The organism is Rhizobium sp. 01T417, assembly GCF_056398905.1.
The window spans coordinates 168,629-186,115 of the sequence record NZ_JBFTQH010000007.1; the positions used below are offsets into that span (position 1 = coordinate 168,629).

At 58.3% G+C, this 17,487-nt stretch carries 15 protein-coding genes, 2 tRNA genes and 1 pseudogene; 11 read left to right on the forward strand and 7 right to left on the reverse strand.

What is annotated here, in order from left to right:
* Positions 1-3 precede the first annotated feature (3 nt).
* Positions 4-1,044: a cysteine synthase A gene (locus tag AC1DPR_RS10445; protein ID WP_113470107.1), complete on the reverse strand. Its 1,041-nt coding sequence runs from the start codon at positions 1,042-1,044 to the stop codon at positions 4-6.
* Positions 1,045-1,274: 230 nt separating this feature from the next.
* Here AC1DPR_RS10445 and AC1DPR_RS10450 point away from each other — a divergent pair, with 230 nt between their 5' ends.
* Together AC1DPR_RS10450 and AC1DPR_RS10455 are read left to right on the forward strand one after the other, a co-directional pair.
* Positions 1,275-1,916: a ChrR family anti-sigma-E factor gene (locus AC1DPR_RS10450; RefSeq protein ID WP_113470182.1), complete on the forward strand. Its 642-nt coding sequence runs from the start codon at positions 1,275-1,277 to the stop codon at positions 1,914-1,916.
* 100 nt (positions 1,917-2,016) lie between these two features.
* Complete coding sequence (locus AC1DPR_RS10455) at positions 2,017-2,850, forward strand: SDR family NAD(P)-dependent oxidoreductase (RefSeq protein WP_018856950.1); 834 nt, start codon at positions 2,017-2,019, stop codon at positions 2,848-2,850.
* Positions 2,851-3,282: 432 nt separating this feature from the next.
* Here the strand turns inward: AC1DPR_RS10455 and AC1DPR_RS10460 are convergent.
* Positions 3,283-3,592, reverse strand: a pseudogene (locus AC1DPR_RS10460) (hypothetical protein).
* Positions 3,593-3,873: 281 nt separating this feature from the next.
* On the opposite strand from AC1DPR_RS10460, the gene AC1DPR_RS10465 reads away from it, so the two are divergent.
* A complete protein-coding gene (locus AC1DPR_RS10465) occupies positions 3,874-4,185 on the forward strand; it encodes a hypothetical protein (RefSeq protein WP_113470183.1) in 312 nt (103 codons plus the stop codon).
* 464 nt (positions 4,186-4,649) lie between these two features.
* Here the strand turns inward: AC1DPR_RS10465 and AC1DPR_RS10470 are convergent, their stop codons facing one another.
* The gene (locus AC1DPR_RS10470; RefSeq protein WP_162763386.1) at positions 4,650-4,820 is read right to left on the reverse strand and encodes a hypothetical protein; all 171 of its coding nucleotides are present in this window, start codon (positions 4,818-4,820) and stop codon (positions 4,650-4,652) included.
* A gap of 1,086 nt (positions 4,821-5,906) precedes the next feature.
* A tRNA-Asn gene (locus AC1DPR_RS10475) sits at positions 5,907-5,981 on the reverse strand.
* Between the two features lie 117 nt (positions 5,982-6,098).
* Between AC1DPR_RS10475 and AC1DPR_RS10480 the strand changes: the two genes are divergently transcribed.
* Complete coding sequence (locus AC1DPR_RS10480) at positions 6,099-6,395, forward strand: hypothetical protein (protein WP_025659101.1); 297 nt, start codon at positions 6,099-6,101, stop codon at positions 6,393-6,395.
* On the opposite strand, the gene AC1DPR_RS10485 is transcribed toward AC1DPR_RS10480, so the two are convergent.
* Together AC1DPR_RS10485 and AC1DPR_RS10490 are read right to left on the reverse strand one after the other, a co-directional pair.
* On the reverse strand, positions 6,396-7,400 hold the full coding sequence (locus AC1DPR_RS10485) for an inorganic phosphate transporter (RefSeq protein ID WP_018859404.1): 1,005 nt from the start codon (positions 7,398-7,400) through the stop codon (positions 6,396-6,398). It abuts the gene before it with no gap.
* Positions 7,401-8,042: a DUF47 family protein gene (locus tag AC1DPR_RS10490; protein ID WP_113470110.1), complete on the reverse strand. Its 642-nt coding sequence runs from the start codon at positions 8,040-8,042 to the stop codon at positions 7,401-7,403. It lies immediately after the preceding gene.
* A 193-nt stretch (positions 8,043-8,235) separates the two neighbouring features.
* On the opposite strand from AC1DPR_RS10490, the gene AC1DPR_RS10495 reads away from it, so the two are divergent.
* The 3 genes from AC1DPR_RS10495 to AC1DPR_RS10505 all read left to right on the forward strand — a co-directional run bounded on the left by AC1DPR_RS10495 (position 8,236) and on the right by AC1DPR_RS10505 (position 9,676).
* Entirely contained in the window at positions 8,236-8,700 is a 465-nt protein-coding gene (locus tag AC1DPR_RS10495; RefSeq protein ID WP_113470111.1) for a BA14K family protein, read from the forward strand.
* A gap of 123 nt (positions 8,701-8,823) precedes the next feature.
* Positions 8,824-8,897, forward strand: a tRNA-Cys gene (locus AC1DPR_RS10500).
* A gap of 596 nt (positions 8,898-9,493) precedes the next feature.
* Positions 9,494-9,676: a hypothetical protein gene (locus AC1DPR_RS10505; protein WP_018859401.1), complete on the forward strand. Its 183-nt coding sequence runs from the start codon at positions 9,494-9,496 to the stop codon at positions 9,674-9,676.
* A 219-nt stretch (positions 9,677-9,895) separates the two neighbouring features.
* Here AC1DPR_RS10505 and AC1DPR_RS10510 read toward each other — a convergent pair whose 3' ends face one another.
* Positions 9,896-10,042 (reverse strand): hypothetical protein, encoded by a 147-nt coding sequence (locus AC1DPR_RS10510; protein ID WP_018859400.1) that lies wholly within the window; start codon positions 10,040-10,042, stop codon positions 9,896-9,898.
* A 367-nt stretch (positions 10,043-10,409) separates the two neighbouring features.
* Between AC1DPR_RS10510 and AC1DPR_RS10515 the strand changes: the two genes are divergently transcribed.
* The 4 genes from AC1DPR_RS10515 (at position 10,410) to AC1DPR_RS10530 (ending at position 16,809) form a co-directional block, all read left to right on the forward strand.
* Positions 10,410-11,075: a protein-L-isoaspartate O-methyltransferase family protein gene (locus tag AC1DPR_RS10515; protein ID WP_018859399.1), complete on the forward strand. Its 666-nt coding sequence runs from the start codon at positions 10,410-10,412 to the stop codon at positions 11,073-11,075.
* Between the two features lie 220 nt (positions 11,076-11,295).
* Positions 11,296-12,171: a DUF2497 domain-containing protein gene (locus AC1DPR_RS10520; protein ID WP_113470169.1), complete on the forward strand. Its 876-nt coding sequence runs from the start codon at positions 11,296-11,298 to the stop codon at positions 12,169-12,171.
* A gap of 117 nt (positions 12,172-12,288) precedes the next feature.
* A complete protein-coding gene (locus AC1DPR_RS10525; RefSeq protein WP_113470170.1) occupies positions 12,289-15,132 on the forward strand; it encodes a valine--tRNA ligase in 2,844 nt (947 codons plus the stop codon).
* Positions 15,133-15,534: 402 nt separating this feature from the next.
* Positions 15,535-16,809 (forward strand): OmpP1/FadL family transporter, encoded by a 1,275-nt coding sequence (locus tag AC1DPR_RS10530; RefSeq protein WP_026372078.1) that lies wholly within the window; start codon positions 15,535-15,537, stop codon positions 16,807-16,809.
* Positions 16,810-17,487: the final 678 nt, after the last annotated feature.

Here is a 17,487-nt window from a genome sequence, read left to right on the forward strand (position 1 = left end):
GTCTCACGCTGCTGGTTCGTATGGGATCTGTATGTCTTGCGTCTTGGCGAGCCACGCCGGAACCGGCAGGCCCTTCGACGTCAGGAAATCGGGGTTGAAAAGCTTGGACTGGTAGCGGTTGCCGTAGTCGGCGAGGATTGTCACGATGGTATGGCCGGGACCGAGCTCCTTGGCAAGGCGTACTGCGCCGGCGATGTTGATTGCCGTCGATCCGCCCAGGCACAAGCCTTCATGCTCGACGAGATCGAAGACGTAGGGCAGGGCTTCCGCATCCGAAATGCTATAGGCGAAATCGGGCGTGAAGCCTTCAAGGTTCGCTGTGATCCGTCCCTGACCGATCCCTTCGGTGATCGAGGAACCCGACGCTTTCAATTCGCGGTTCTTGTAGAATTCGTAGAGCGCGGCTCCGTCGGGGTCGGCCAGGCCGATCTTGATGTCCTTGTTGAATGCCTTGAGGCCGGCGGCCACACCCGCAAGCGTCCCGCCAGAGCCGACGGAGCAGATAAAGCCGTCGACTTTGCCGTTGGTATCGTTCCAGATCTCGCTGGCCGTCGTTTCGATGTGCGCCTGCCGGTTGGCGACGTTGTCGAACTGGTTCGCCCAGATCGCGCCGTCGGGATCCGTCTTCGCCAGCTGTTCGGCCAGCCTTCCTGAGACCTTCACATAATTGTTCGGGTTTTTGTAGGGAACGGCGGGCACCTCGACGAGTTCGGCGCCGAGCAACTTCAGCGCATCCTTCTTTTCCTGGCTCTGCGTCTCCGGGATGACGATTACGGTCCGGTAGCCGAGCGCCTTTGCAACGACCGTCAGGCCGATGCCGGTATTGCCGGCGGTCCCCTCGACAATGACGCCGCCCGGCCGCAGCACGCCCTTCTTCTCTGCGTCGCGAATGATGTAGAGCGCCGCGCGATCCTTGACCGACTGGCCGGGATTGAGGAATTCCGCCTTGCCGAGAATAGTGCAGCCGGTCGCTTCCGACGCACCCTTGAGCTTGATCAACGGGGTGTTGCCGATTGCCTCTAGAACGGAGGGATGGACGGTCATGGACTCTGCCTCTTTTGAACGCTTAGTTTAGGAACGGTCTTTTCCCTTCACAAGGCTAGGTTGGCAAGAAATGCTATTCCATCCCTTTGAGCGCAGCGACAAAATTAGACTTCGCTGCCGTCCAGGCACTCGAGCCAGAGCCGTTCGCCGGCCTTGTGATCCGGAGATTGACTTTCAGCGTAGGGATGACGACAAAGCAGTCTCTAGAAGAAAAAACAACCGAAACCGTCATGGTTCATGAGCATATCGACACGGTCGATGCGTTGATGGCGCATTACGTCGCCGGATCCCTTCCTGAGCCGGCACGCGTGCTGGTCGAATCGCATCTTGAAATGAAGCCCGATCATCGCTTGCTGGTGAGAGATCTGGAATCCCTTGCTGGGGAGGCCCTCGAGGAGACACCCGAAGCCGCAATGGGCGATCGCCAGGTGCGGCTCGCCGCGGTCTTCGCCTCTGCGCTGCCAGCTGAAAAGCCAGCCGACCTGCCGACAAAACAGGGGTTCTTCCCGAAGGCGATTCGCAACCTGGTCGGCTATGATGTGGATACGGTCCCCTGGAAGACGAAGCTTCCCGGCTTCAAGGAGTACTCGACCGATATCGATGGCTGCGAAGTCAGCCTGATGTGGATCAAGGCTGGCCGGGCTTTGCCTGCACACACCCACAAGGGCATGGAGCTCACCTTGATCCTGGACGGCGCGTTCAACGACAGTCGCGGCCATTTCGGGCCTGGCGACATCTCCGTAGCGGACGAGAGCGTCGACCACCGACCTGTTGCCGAAAAAGATCGTCCCTGCATAGCGTTTTCGGTTTTTGACGCGCCGATCAAGCTCACCGGCTCCTTCCCCGAGTTCATCCGAGACCTGATCGGCTGAAAGCAGCCACAATGGCGTGATATTCCCTTGAAACCGGGAGATGGCGAGGAACTCCCGGACCTGTTTTGACGTTTGGAAAACAGCCCGGAGGAGATGTGCCATGCCAGATTTCGTCGCCCGTCCCGAACATGGAATAGCCTGGATATCGGGCGCGAGTTCCGGAATCGGGCGAGCGTTGGCATTGAAGCTCGCCGGAGACGGATACAAGGTCGCCGTCACCGCTCGCGACCACGAGAAGCTTGCGGAATTGCAGGCCGAGGCTTCGGACCTACCCGGCAGCATCATCGTGCTCGACGGCGATGTCACCAACGCCGAAGACATGGAGCACGTGCTTGCGTCAATCGAATATGAACATGGCGCACTTGCGCTGGCGGTTTTCAATGCGGGGGTCTATTTCCCCGTCCACGCGGAGGAACTGAAGCTCAGCGATTTCGAGCAGAGCTTCGCGGTCAATCTGCAGGGTGTCGTGAATTGCCTCATCCCGGCCGTGCGGCACATGAAGGCCAAAGGGCAGGGGCAGATCGCCGTCGTTTCATCGGTATCAGGCTATGGCGGCCTGCCGACAAGCGCGGCCTACGGCGCGACCAAAGCCGCCTTGATCAACATGGCCGAGAGCTTGAAATTCGATCTCGACAAGATGGGCATCCGCATTCAGCTCATCAATCCGGGCTTCGTCGATACCCCTGCGATTAAGAAGAACAAATTCTCGATGCCCTCGCTGGTCTCGGTCGAGGAGGCCGCCGAACAGATTTCGGCAGGACTCAAGTCTCAACGCTTCGAGATTACCTTCCCGAAGCGCTTCACCTACATGATGAAGCTCGTCAATTTTCTTCCCTACGGGCTCTATTTCTGGCTGGTCAATCGCTCGACGGGATGGCGGGAGCGACCGCTTGAAAAGCACGCCCGTCCGGCGATGCCGCATCCTGCGGAGTGATGTTCAGTTTCCAGGCAAGGACGAGGCGGATGACGGCCAGACAGGAGGTCATCTGCCTAAAAGGGCCGCCATCCGCTCTCGTCAGCTCCGCGAATAGACGTCCTGGCGAACGTCTATGTTCTAGTGCGGAAGTCTGCTCACAATCGAAATAACTCGAACTCCCAACGGCCGTTTGAAGCGCTCATCAAAACGAAATAGGCGAATGCGCTCCAATGTCGACCAAAAACGCTCGCGCCTTTCGGCAGGAGAATGGCGCAGTCTAATCAGAAACAAAAGTCTCTGACCAGTGACAATTCAGCTTCTGGGAGCGGTATTGCCACCGTGGCATCCTCCGCCGAGCGGGTCGGCAGTACAAAAGGGGAAGGGCCGGTTACACCCCGGTTACACCGGTGCCGGTTACACCGGCCCTTTGGAAATCAACGACGTGTCAGATCAGTCGTCGCTTTCGCGGCAGGCGTCACTGATGGATACGCCGCTCTCGCTACCACGGGTATTAACACCCGAATTCGCTTGCGGCATGCCTCGGCAATCCAGCGCCTCGGCTGTGGTGCGATGCTCGGCGTTGTCATCGGGTCAACCGGAGCGACAGTGATCGGATGCATGCCGTTTCACTGCTCGTTTAGTCGCCGGGGTAGGTGCTGGAGCTCGGATTTTTCGAGCCGCCATTGGTCGGGCCGATCGGGTCGGGAACGGATTGGGCAAAAGCGGAGGTCGCCAGACCAGCGGCAAAAATCGCGCGGATTTTTCACCGGTCGCCCAACCTTCGCGGGCTATTTCTTCTGCAGGTAAAATTGTTCCGATGCTGAGCCGAAGCCTGTATGCGCGAGGTGTTAGGAGGAGCATCTAGGGCTGAGCTCTTCGATCTCATTTTCCGGGAACTACACCAATGGCTGGCGTGGTCATTACCTGCTCCAACAAAAGCAGCGCGCCGGCTGACTTTATTGCGAAGTCCGCAGCGCGCAGCCGTTCATCGGAGGTTAATGCCTGTTAACCAGGCTCGCAGCCTGAACGGATGATCCGATGATGAAGAAGATTTTGGCCGCACTCGCAGCCATGGTCCTGGCTGGATCTTTCGCCCTGCCGCTAAACGCCGCGCCAATTGGCGTGCCGAAAGCAGCACCTATCCACACCGCCGACGTCGAGCAGGTCAAGCACCGCGGCCACTGTAACGGATATGCGAATGGCCACTGGAAGAATCGGCGGTACGCTTATCGCGACTGTCGGTATTACGGCTCGTGCTACCGTCCGCGGTATTACGGCTATCCCCGATACGGCTATCGCGACTATTACCCCTACAATCGTAGGTCAGGTGTGAGCCTGTATTTTAACTTCTAGTCAGCAGTGCCACGGGCGCCAACCGTGGCACCCACGAAAAGAAGCCGTCGTCGCGAATGTCGGCGGCTTTTCTTTGAGAACTGCCACTATCATCGACCGTATTCGACAGAGAATGTCACATCGACCTCGTAACCGAAGTCATCGCCGGTCGTGGTCGTGGGGCATCGCAGCTTTACAGTTCTGCTCGATACGGTCTCCCTGGACCCGGTCGGCAGCGAAAGTTTCATTAGAAAGTTTCCGGCTCCCTCATCCGACTCCAGGGGGGCGTCATGCTCCAAGCCCCACGATCCCACCCAAATATTTGGGCGGTCCGTTGGGATCGATGCAAATGTATTCTCGACATAAGCGAATCCGATTGAATACGGGCGACCGGTTTCCGACCAATCGTCAATATCCATCGTTGGGAGGTGGAAATCCTGCAATGTGTTCATTGCACGGTGGTCATCGCCTGCGGAAACACGAAATCAAAACTCCCCTTCACCAACGCTGGATGGGTCGCCATCATTGAGAATGCGCATCTGGGGGAATTGCACCGTCACCCTCCGCCCGAGCGTCGCGAAGCTGCTCGTCAGCACGTCCCAGTTTCCGCCGGGATTGACGACCATGATCGTGAAATGAAAGGGGTTTCCGGGCACCAATGAATCCAATGTGACGTGATGCGTTCTGCCAGAACTGGGAGTGATTTTTATCCTACCGACCGGGTCTCGGAGGACTGGGATCCCGCTGTCAAAACTTGGCGGCTCCATGGTTGCTCCAACGAATACAATATCCGTATGAACGGTTGTCTCGATGTGTGTACATGGAAGGTGCCGCCTGATCCGTTCTCACCGTCGGTTATGAGATCGGTTGTTTTCGGCGCGCCTGGCACCGCTGTTATGGTGCCAGTGCAGCGGACATGTGGGTCTGAGAGGGGGCCAGACCCATTTTCAAAGATGCCGACAACATACTTTTCTCCCGGCGCGATCGGCACAGCGTAAGTGCCGCTCAGCTCTGCCTTGTCTCCCTCGCCGGTCAGAATCTGGAGATCGGGACGCGACCACCGAGATCCTGGTCTTTTCTCCCAAAGTTCTTCTATGGCGTCTTTTTCGTAGAGGATCGTCCCTAAGCCGTGGGACGGGGCTGGAAAGTGGCTGTTATCGATGACAAGAACACCCACTGACCTCCCAGGGGAATGCATCTGTCCGCTTCGCTACTACGACGCCAGTTCCGAAGTATATTGCTGATTCCATGCTGCAGATCCCCAGTTTCAATACACCGATCTCGCAACGCCGTTGGAGGGCGCGCATTGGATTCAAGAATGCGGAAATTGAAGAGGGCCGGAGCCTGGCGGTCACGATAATCGAGACAAGCAGTGCGCAAATGCTATTATAGCGCGCATTTGGGTGGGAGAATTGTGAAAGATCGGACCGGACATACAAGCACTCGCCCGGCGGGCAGGGAGCCGGCGCCGGGCCTAACGCGGACCTGGATGTTGGGCGATGCATAGTCCCACAGCGTGTTGGAAGCGCTGCGTGAGGGAAACCGCTGAGGCGAGGAAAAGTTCCCGGTCTATGGTCGAACGGTGAGCAGCGGACGCAAATTTTCTGATTCCACCACAGCCTGGCGTGGACGTCGTAGAAGATTATCCACAGGAACCAATCGGCCAAACGCGATTTCAAAAGTGGGGAAAGAAAACGCCTGCTTTTGGAATATCAACAAAAGCAGGCGTTTATCTCTGAAACTGGCTCCCCGGGCCGGATTCGAACCGGCGACCTGTCGATTAACAGTCGAATGCTCTACCGCTGAGCTACCAGGGATCACCGCTCGCCGCGGTGTGAGTGGCCTAATACAAATGCTTGCCCGATTTGCCAAGCGGTTTTTTCAAAAAAATGACATCCGCTTGTATTCGTTCTGTATAACCCCATCTCCTGTGGATGACTGAAGCACATGATACCACTGGAAAACCGGCCGCCAAGCGATTTGGCATCGACCACACCACGGGCCGTCTCATTCTGGGGTCCGTAAGTTTCCCATTCCCGCGGTCGCGCCTTGCCCGGATGTCGATCGGCGTTGTGCTGATCCTGGGCGGTTTTTTGGGATTCCTGCCCGTCCTCGGCTTCTGGATGCTTCCGCTGGGGTTCCTTATTCTATCGCACGACCTTCCTCTCGTCCGGCGGATGCGGCGGCGATTGTCCGTCTGGTGGAAGAAGGGGCGGAAACCCGCCCCTTGATCAGCTGAACAGGCCTGCAGCCCAGTAGAAGAATGCGGAAATGAGTGCCGCTGCCGGAAGCGTAATGACCCAGGCGACGACGATGTTGCCCGCCAGGCCCCAGCGGACGGCTGAAACGCGCCGTGCCGCGCCAACGCCGATGATGGCGCCGGTGATCGTGTGCGTCGTGGAAACAGGGATGCCGAGCCACGTGGCCGCAAAGAGCGTCAGCGCGCCGCCGGTCTCCGCGCAGAATCCCTGCATCGGGTTAAGGCGGGTTATCTTCGATCCCATCGTGTGAACGATTCGCCAGCCGCCGAAGAGCGTTCCCATTGCCATGGCTGTCTGACAGGACAGGACCACCCAGAGCGGTACGTGGAAGGTTCCGCCGAGATAACCCTGCGAATAGAGGAGCACTGCTATGATGCCCATTGTCTTCTGCGCATCATTGCCGCCATGGCCCAGCGAGTAGAGAGAGGCGGAAACGAACTGCATGAGGCGGAACGTCCGATCGACGGCGAACGGCGTTTGCCGAACGAAGATCCAGGAAACGGCAAGAACGAGGAAGAGCGCCAGGATGAAGCCGATCAGCGGCGACATGACGATCGCGCCGGCTGTTTTTAGCAATCCGCCCCATACGATCGAGCTGAAGCCGACCTTTGCGAGGCCAGCGCCTACCAGCCCGCCGACTAGCGCATGGGAGGAACTGGAGGGGATACCGAAGATCCAGGTGACGATATTCCAGATGATTGCGCCCATCAGCGCCGAGAAAATCACCAGCGGCGTCACGATGTTGGGATCGATGATGCCCGTCCCCAAGGTCTCAGCCACGTGCAGGCCGAAGAACAGGAACGCGATGAAATTGAAGAAAGCGGCCCAGACGACCGCGTGGTGCGGCCTGAGCACACGCGTCGAAACGATCGTCGCGATCGAGTTCGCGGTATCGTGCAGGCCGTTCAGAAAGTCGAAGAAGAGAGCGACCGCGATGAGAGCCGCCAGCAATGGAAAGGCGAGGGTGGCGTCCATCTAGACGTTCTCGATCACGATGCCGCTGATTTCATTGGCAACGTCCTCGAAGCGATCGACGACCTTCTCGAGTTCGCCGTAGATTTCGCTGCCAATGATATAGGCCATCGCATTCGACGCGCCATGCCGTACGAAGAGTCCCTTCAAACCATTGTCGTGCAGTTCGTCGGAGCGTCCTTCGACGCGGGTGACTTCCTCGGTGATCGCCATCAGGCGCGGGGCATTGGAGTTGATGCGGCTGAGCAGGGGGACCGCCTCGGCTATGAGGTGTGCTGCCTGGACGATCGCCGCTCCCATTTCCTGCATGCGCGGATCGAATTCGGTTTGCTCGAAGAGACGGATCGTCTTGACGGTCTTATGCATCATGTCGATCGCATCATCCATCGACTGGATCAGATCCTTGATATCAACACGGTCGAAAGGCGTGATGAAGCTCCGGCGGACCGCAAGCAGCACCTCGCGCGTGATGTTGTCGGCATCGTTTTCGAGCGCGACGATCCGGTCGCAATGGTGTTCGATATCCTTGCCTGCAAGCAATTCGTTGAGCGCTTCCGCCGCGCCGACGATTGTTCGGGAGTGCTGTGCAAAGAGATCAAAGAACTGATCCTCGCGAGGAAGAAGTTTACGAAACCAGCTGAGCATTCCATCCATCCATAGCTATTTTTGAAGGTCGTCATAAAATAGCGGGACTTGCAATAAAAGTGTCACAATTGCACCAGCCGCGATTCTTTTCGCCCGGAGATGGAAGGCGTAAGGCGGAACTTGGAAGCTTTTTGGACGTTATTATCCTGAGCGTTCTTCACGCGAAGTGCGTACGAAATTAGAAGGTGCCGGAATGAAAAAACTTGCGGTATTGATGTTGGCAATTGCGACGAGCCTCGCTGGCGTCGGTCCGTCTTTTGCCGAAAACTCAGGCGATGAGCATTCCGCTCAGAGTCGCGGTGGGTTTGGAGATTCCGGCGTCAGAAACAGCCGCGGCTTCGACCGCTGCAACATCTATCGTTGTGGCGGCTACCGCCATGGCCACTACGGGAATCGCGACTACGGAAATCGGTACTACGGAAATCGCTATTATCGCGACGGCTACTACCGCAACGATTACAACGATACTGGCGCGCTGCTCGGCGGTCTTGCTGCCGGCGCACTCATCGGCGGTCTGATCGCTTCGCAGCCGCAGGCCAGACCGGTGGGCAATTCGCACGTCGACTGGTGTTACAGCCGCTACCGGTCCTATCGGGCCTATGACAACACCTATCAGCCCTATTACGGTCCGCGGCGGCAGTGCTATTCGCCCTACTAGTGGTTGATTACGGAACCGGCGGCATGACGATCCAAAATACCGCCGGTTTTTCAACTACCCCCTTGCACTCGATTTCTATTCATTCTAAATGCCCGCCAACGCTTCGGTCATGAAGCGTCGTGAGGCCTCGTGGCGGAGTGGTGACGCAGAGGACTGCAAATCCTTGTACCCCGGTTCAATTCCGGGCGAGGCCTCCAAACCTTCCCATACATTCTGCAGTCATTGATTTTGCGGCTGTGTTTCCCACAGTGCCGCGGTGTTGTGGTCGCGTCTTCAGGCCGCCATTCGGTCGACAACAGCGGCGAATTCAACGTGCTGGTTTCATCCGACGAAACTTCGAGCCTAACCTCGGCAACCACCTACTCCAATCGGATTAGGACCTAGGTCCGTCTAGGATAGCCCCTGCTACGGGGCTATTGTGTCTCTTGCAAGTCTGCGGAGGACGGTGGGGCTTTGAGGCACCGGACCCACTTGCTGAACAGGTCCATTGCCCGTGGCAGACTCGGCGGGGGTATGTTCACTGTCCCGAAATGCTGGAGGGGCTAGCCAAGTAGGCTGGCCCTCCCGGCTTCTGGGTTGCCGCCTCGACGTAAGAGCCTTCAGTGTCGACAGCACTCTCTTTGTTGCGTCCGTTCCCGCGCCGCCAAGTTCACCTGCTTTGGCAATTGCTCCATCGGCATAGTGAGAATCCACACAACACTAGCGCTGGCGCATGTCTTCCATACCCAAATCGTCGGATTGCCGAATTTTCGATAGGCCCTAAGCTTGTGTTGAGTTGTTAGGAGCGCCTCCCATGCCGGCGACCCAAATGCCGCAATTGATCTTTGCCCTGAGCGTGGCGCGGGAAATGGCGAAGCGCGAGCGGCACGCCGACGTGCTGGTGATACTGATCGACGAGGCCCTGAAAGAGGCAAAGGAAGAAGCGCTGCGCTACGGCATTCTCGTCGACATAGAAGAGGAAACGGAACTGCAATAGGCCCGCCGGGCGGCCCCGGCCGCGGCTATCAAGAGCCCCGGCCGGGTTGTCGACCGGGGAGGGGCTGGGGAGGCTCCAAGGTCGGCGTCGATACGCTACAGCTCCTGTTTGACGACCGCTATTGGTGCTTAGAGCTACGTTTCGTCGTTTGTTCTTGCCTAAAAAGAACCTTGCAGTGGCGGTCCATTTGTCACCCAGCGAAAACGCCCCCGTTGGCGTTCAGTTCACTCGCTGCAGTGACGGCACTGGCGACACGCCCGACGTCGCGACATTCGGAGCGCCGACACGCACAAAGGGAATCAGGAGAATGATCGCGAGCAGCACGCAGATGAAAAGGCTGCCCAGCAAGATTGGTTTGATTGCCATGTCCCGTCCGTCGAATCCCAAGGGAACGACACTATTGGGGCAGAACCTGACAACGGCCTGAAGGCAGGCAGTCAGCTCGTTTCACGATCGAAAAGACCGCAGCAAAAGATGCCGACCAGTGTTGCGATGATGAAGAAGTCGAACAACGAGAGATATTCGATGATATTAGGCATGGCCTACTCCTCCTCTGTTCCTCCGGTTGCAACACTATCACGGCGCCCGCGTTTGTTCCATGAAGGATTGCGGTCGGGTCACTTCCGCGACACTCGACTGGAATTCTTGGCGCAGGCATTCGCGAAGCCTTGAAAGGCCGGTGTGCTGAGATTAAGAGACGTGCAGACAAAGCCGCTTCTACGGGCGAGAGGACATGATGAATTTCGAATCAGCACGCGCAAACATGGTCGACAACCAACTTCGCACGACGGACGTCACCTCGCATTCAGTGCTGACGGCCTTCCTCACGGTGCCGCGCGAGGCTTTCGTTCCTGAGAAGGCCAAACCGCTCGCCTATATCGATCGTGATGTTGAAATCTGTCCTGCAGCGGCCGGCAAGCCGGCGCGCTACCTCATGCAGCCGTCGCCGCTTGCAAAGCTGCTCCAGCTTGCGGCTGTCACGAAGGATGACGTCGTCCTCGAGATCGGCGCTGGCAGTGGCTATGTATCGGCTCTTTTCTCGCAGCTTGCCGGTACGGTGATCGCCGTTGAAGAGGAGGAAACGCTGGCGGCGGAAGCCAAGACCAACCTCGCCGCCTACACAAATGTGTCGGTCGTCACGGGGCCGCTCAATGCGGGCAACGCGTCAGGCGCTCCCTATGATCTCATTTTCGTCAGCGGCTCGGTCGAGGAGGTTCCTTCCTCCTTGCTGTCGCAGCTTCGTGATGGTGGCCGTCTGGTCACCGTACAGGGCTACGGCGGTTCGGCGCGTGCGAAGGTTTTCGTGAGCGAGCGCGGCACAATTTCCGAAAACGTCTATTTCAACGCCTCCGTGAAGCCGCTGCCCGGCTTTGCCAAGGCGCGTGAATTCGTATTCTGAGCCAAAGCTCCGATGACCGATTCTCGACGGGCGCCTCTGGCGCCCGTTTTCTTTCCCGCCATGGAATCCGAGCGCCAGGCAGCGTGGCAGAAAAGCTGTGCATGGCATCATTCATTTGATTCGCGATGATTTTTTTAAATCCTCGGCTATCCTAAGGTATGGGTGATTCGGATGCCCATTCCACGCAATCCGGTCGTTTTTCGGAGTAACGGGGATAGATATGGCTCAGCCAAGCGTAGCGCGTGAACCGTCCATGGAAGAGATTCTGGCGTCGATCCGCCAGATCATCGAGAGCAATGACCCCGGTGCGGGCAGGGCACTCTCCGCGTCACTGCCGGCGGTTTATGGTGCTGACGAGGACGATCGCGACTCGGACATTCATTTGACGGTGGACGAGACCTACGCTGGCGTGGAATTCCCTGAAACGGTCGCTCAGCCCGATCCGCGTTTCGTCGCTGCCAACTCGGCAGGGTCGGCTCCCGTGCCGGAGGCACAGCCGCGCGCCATGTCTCTTGCCGATGTCGCTGCGCGCGTCCGTGCCGCCTCGGAGAGGAACGCTGCGCAGTTGCAGCGCGAAGTGCCGCCGGCATTTCGGCCGCCGGAAGCAAGAGCCACCGAGGTGAGGACTGAAACGCCGGACGCTGTCGGCGAGGCACCGCTGTCCCCGCGCCCTACGGAAGCCGTTACCGCACCCTTTTCAGTTCCTGCGGCGCAAATTGTTGCTGTTCGCCCGCCGGTAGAGGTTCCATTCGAGCTACCTCCGGTCGTTGCCATGGAGCCGCGACCAGCTGTCGTTCCTGCGGCCGAGGTAGCAGTTGCCGCTGTCGCCGAGGCTGCGAAAGAAACAATGCCAAGCGTTGTTGAGCACGAGCAGCAGCCAGCGCTGCTCTCGCACGACGCCGGACTGCAGATCGCTCGTTCCTTTGAGGAGCTTGCCGCCGCAATCGATGGTGCCGAGCGCCGGTCGCTTGATGAGATCGCCGAAGACATGCTGCGCCCCATGCTGCGCGAATGGCTGGACGACAATCTGCCGACGCTGGTCGAACGTCTCGTGCGCGAAGAGATCGAACGCGTGGCGCGTGGCCCGCGCCGCTGATCGGAAACGCCTTTGCTCAAAAGCCGCTCCGGTCTCCGGGGCGGCTTTTTTATTGACTTGCCCGTAGCCATCCTATTTACAACCCGCATCTAAGAACCTCCAGATTTTGGTCCCCAAATGCTCGACAAGACCTACGATTCCGCTACCGTTGAACCGAAAATCGCTGCGAAATGGGATGAGGCGGACGCCTTCCGCGCGGGCGCCAACGCCAAGCCGGGCGCCGAGACTTTTACCATCGTCATCCCACCGCCGAACGTGACCGGCTCGCTGCACATGGGGCACGCGCTGAACAACACGCTGCAGGACATCATGGTCCGCTTCGAGCGCATGCGTGGCAAGGATGTGCTCTGGCAGCCGGGCATGGACCATGCTGGCATCGCCACCCAGATGGTTGTCGAGCGCAAGCTGATGGAACAGCAGCTGCCAGGTCGCCGCGACATGGGGCGCGAAGCCTTCATCGATAAGGTCTGGGAGTGGAAGGCGGAATCGGGCGGCCTTATCTTCAACCAGTTGAAGCGCCTCGGCGCCTCCTGCGATTGGTCGCGTGAGCGCTTCACGATGGACGAGGGGCTTTCGGAGGCCGTTCTTGAAGTCTTTGTAACGCTTTACAAGGAAGGCCTAATCTATCGGGACAAGCGCCTTGTCAACTGGGATCCGAAACTCCTGACGGCGATCTCCGACATCGAGGTGGAGCAGCACGAGGTCAACGGAAATCTCTGGTACTTCCGCTATCCGTTGGAGCCCGGCGTCACCTATCAGCATCCCATCGCCTTCGATGACGACGGCAAGGCAACGGAATGGGAAGCGCGTGACTATATCGTCGTCGCGACCACTCGCCCGGAAACGATGCTTGGCGACACGGGCGTCGCGGTGAACCCGAAGGATGAGCGCTACAAGCCGCTCGTCGGCAAGCATGTCATCCTGCCGATCGTTGGTCGGCGAATTCCGATTGTCGCCGATGATTATCCGGACCCGACGGCCGGAACCGGCGCTGTCAAGATGACGCCGGCACATGATTTCAACGACTTCGATGTTGGCAAGCGTGCCGGTCTGCGAGTCGTCAACGTGCTCACTGCCGACGCTCGGATCACGCTCAAGGATAATGAGGATTTCCTGGAGGGGATTCCGGATGCCGCCGCATTGCACGGCGCCTGGGACGAACTTGAGGGCAAGGATCGTTTCGAGGCCCGCAAGATCATCGTTCGTATCTTTGAAGAAGGCGGCCTGCTCGACAAGGTCGAGCCGCACAAACACATGGTTCCCCACGGTGACCGTGGTGGTGTCCCGATCGAGCCGCGCCTGACGGAGCAATGGTACGTCGACGCCAAGACGCTCGCGGCACCGGCGATCGCCTCGGTCCGTGAAGGCCGGACTAAGCTCGTTCCGCGCAGTTGGGACAAGACGTATTACGAGTGGATGGAGAACATCCAGCCGTGGTGCGTTTCCCGTCAGCTCTGGTGGGGCCATCAGATCCCGGCCTGGTACGGTCCGGATGGTCAGGTCTTCGTTGAAAAGACCGAAGAAGAAGCGCTGCAGGCGGCGATCCAGCACTATCTCTCGCACGAAGGCCCGATGAAGGCCTACGTCGAAGACCTGCTCGAGAACTTCAAGCCCGGCGAAATCCTGACGCGCGATGAAGACGTTCTCGACACCTGGTTCTCCTCCGCGCTGTGGCCGTTCTCGACGCTCGGCTGGCCGGAACAGACGCCGGAGCTGGACCGCTACTATCCGACCAACGTTCTGGTCACCGGCTTCGACATCATCTTCTTCTGGGTTGCCCGCATGATGATGATGGGCCTGCATTTCATGAAGGATGACGATGGCGTTCCGGTCGAGCCGTTCCACACGGTTTATGTCCACGCGCTGGTCCGCGACAAGAACGGCCAGAAGATGTCGAAGTCCAAGGGCAACGTCATCGATCCGCTGGAACTGATCGATGAATACGGCGCCGACGCGCTACGCTTCACGCTGGCGATCATGGCAGCCCAGGGTCGTGACGTGAAGCTCGATCCAGCCCGCATTGCCGGCTACCGCAACTTCGGCACAAAGCTTTGGAATGCGACGCGGTTTGCCGAGATGAATGGCGCCAAGAGCGATCCGCATTTCGTGCCGGAAGCAGCTGAACTGACGATCAACCGCTGGATCCTGACGGAGCTTGCCCGCACGGAACGTGACGTAACGGAAGCCCTGGAATCCTACCGCTTCAACGATGCAGCAGGGGCGCTCTATCGCTTCGTCTGGAATCAGGTCTGCGACTGGTATCTCGAGCTGCTGAAGCCAGTCTTCAACGGCACGGACGAGGGTGCTAAAAAGGAAGCGCAGGCCTGCGCGGCCTACATCCTGGAAGAAATTTACAAGCTCCTGCATCCCTTCATGCCGTTCATGACGGAAGAACTCTGGGCGCACACCGCAGGCGAGGGCATCGAACGCGACACGCTGGTTTGCCATGCCGAATGGCCGGCGCCGTCCTACGCCGACGATGCGGCGGCCGATGAGATCAACTGGCTGATCGATCTGGTTTCCGGCATTCGCTCGGTTCGCGCCGAAATGAACGTTCCGCCGTCTGCCGTTGCTCCGTTGGTCGTTGTGGACGCCAACAGCCTGACGCGCGAGCGGCTCGTTCGGCACGACGCCGCGATCAAGCGTCTTGCCCGTGTCGACGCCATCTCGCTGGGCAGCGAGGCACCGAAGGGAGCCGCGCAGATCATCGTTGCCGAGGCAACTGTCTGCCTGCCGCTCGGCACCCTGATCGACCTTGCCGCGGAGAAAGCTCGCCTCGAGAAGGCGATCGCCAAGGCCGACGGTGAGATCGCCCGCATCAACGGCAAACTCTCGAACGAGAAGTTCGTCGCGAATGCCAACCCTGAGGTGGTCGCCGCTGAACGTGATCGCCTCGAGGAATTGCAAGGCCAGATCGCCAGCCTGCGGGTTGCACTATCGCGTGTGTCTGAGGCGGCATAAAATCAACGCTTGGTAGTAATATATTCTAAGGCGTCCGATTGCGAATCGGGCGCCTTTTTTCAGGCTCGGTCGAGATTGATGGATTTCAAGGCCAGGCTTGCCGGGATCGCTGACGGGAATCCTTGATTTCACACGTTTTCTTGAGCCGTTTGGCGAAAAATATGACTGTTGTTTCTCTGTTACAGGGCGGCGTTATCGTGGAATGGTCGACCTCAATTGCTTGGGTAGTTTTACCTTTCGTGGAATTTTCTTCTAAATTGTTGGAATATTGACGTGCCCGTCAAATTTTTACGTAAAGCATCTGTTGGTGCAGTTTCTAATCACGCCCGATCACAAAGTTGCCATTTATCGGCATCGTCGGCACAGTCCCGCCATTGCAATTGCCCGAGTGGGGGAGACACCTTGGCATCTCGTATGACTTCGGCCAGCATTGTGTCGCTGGTTCTATTTTCAACGCTGGCGCAGCCGTCCTTCGCGGGCGGTCTTGACCGCAGCGGCTATAATATCGATCTGCTGTTTGATCAGTCGCGCTTTTCAGCGCAGTCGGCCGTGATCTATGTCATGCCGCAGCGCGAATTGAAGAATGTGAGGGACACTGATCCTTCCATTCGGCCCGGCGGCGGAAACCTGAACAATCGGTCCCACTCGGCGGACGACACAGAGAATTATGCAGTCCCCTACGTCGGTTTCAAGGCCGGGTATGAAGATGTGGACTGCCTCTTCGACTACTCCGAGCCATTTGGCGCACACACGAATCCCGGCATCAATTGGGCAGGTGCCAACAACAACATCGAAACGAAGATCAAGACGCATAACTATGCCACGACGTGCTCGTACAAGTTTGATGTGGGCCCTGGCCAGCTTCGCTTGATTGGCGGCGCCTTCTATCAGGAAGTGGAAGGCTTCAAGGAGCGCCTAGTTAGCACGGTTCCAATCGCATTCGGCACCGGAACGGGCGTAGGTCGGTTGGACCTTGAAGACAATGCTTGGGGATGGCGGACTGGCATCGCATATGAAATTCCAGAATACGCGATGCGCGCGAGCTTGGTCTATAACAGCCGTGTGAAGTATGACAGCCTGAGTGGTACGGTTGACCTGACGCAGGTCCGGGCGCCAGTCGCACCGCTGAATGCCGCGCCCTATGGCGCAGTCACGAATGTCTTCGGCGAGGCGGAAGCTCCCGACTCGCTGGAGCTAAAGCTTCAGAGTGGTATTGCGCCAGATTGGCTGGCATTTGGTTCTGTGAAATGGACCAACTGGAGTGTCCTCCAGTCGATCTCACTCTGCCCTACATACACGAAGGGCAGGGCTTGCACTGCCACGAGCGGAACTCAGCTCACGTCTCTTGATCTGCTCTATCAAGATGGCTGGACCATTACCGGCGGCATTGGTCACAAGTTCAATGAGCAGTGGACCGGCGCTGTCAGCCTGACTTGGGACCGCGGTACGAGCCACGGCTATGGCTCGCAGACGGACAGCTGGACGGTTGGGGTCGGCGCTGCTTATAACCCGACCGACAACATTGAATGGCGCCTTGCCGGTGCCCTCGGCGTTCTGACGAGCGGTTCCTCCGGAGTGCTTGTGGAGAATGGTGTTCCCTACGGAACCGACGTCTCTTACGACTTCGGCAATGATCTCGTGGCCGCTGTCTCGACCAGCATCAAGGTGAAATTCTAGGTTTCAAAGATGAACCGCAGATCAGCCCGGCAAAACTGCCGGGCTTTTCTTTGTGTACGGGTCGTTAAGCATGGCGTTTCCCTGTCTCGTTTTGTGACGATTCAGCAACAGTTTTTTACCAGCATTTGCGTAAGATGATGCCAAGCTGAAATTGTCCATTTCCCGCCACAAACTAGGCGCAGCGCTATATGCGGGCGAGGGAATGACAGGCGTAAGGTGCGCGTAAAAGAGTACGATGAGCGAATTCGTAGCGGATACAGTCAGGGTGGGTAAGGCCTGCGGCAACGATGCCGCGGCCAGCGCGATTTCCCTTTTCCCGCAAGGCTATTCCGTCTCAGAACTTCGCTCTGACGTTGCGCTTCCGAACCTCTCTTTCTTCTCGCATTCAAACCGATTGGCGTTGTCGGAATCGGCTTCCGGTAACAACGATACAGGTTTGGTCACAATTGGTGATTACCTTTTTCTCGACTGCGGAAAGGCGCGGAGCCGGGCCGCGGGAGTGAGGCGAATGGCATCGCGGGGGAGCCGCGCCGGGCAGCGGGCGGACAGTGTCGATGCGCTTGGAATTGAAGCTCTCGCAGGAGGGCGGAAGGCTGGATGCGACGCGGGCAAAGGGGCCATTGAGCCCACCGCGGGATCGCTCGCCGGGAGGAATGCATCCGCGGATCGAAAGTCCGC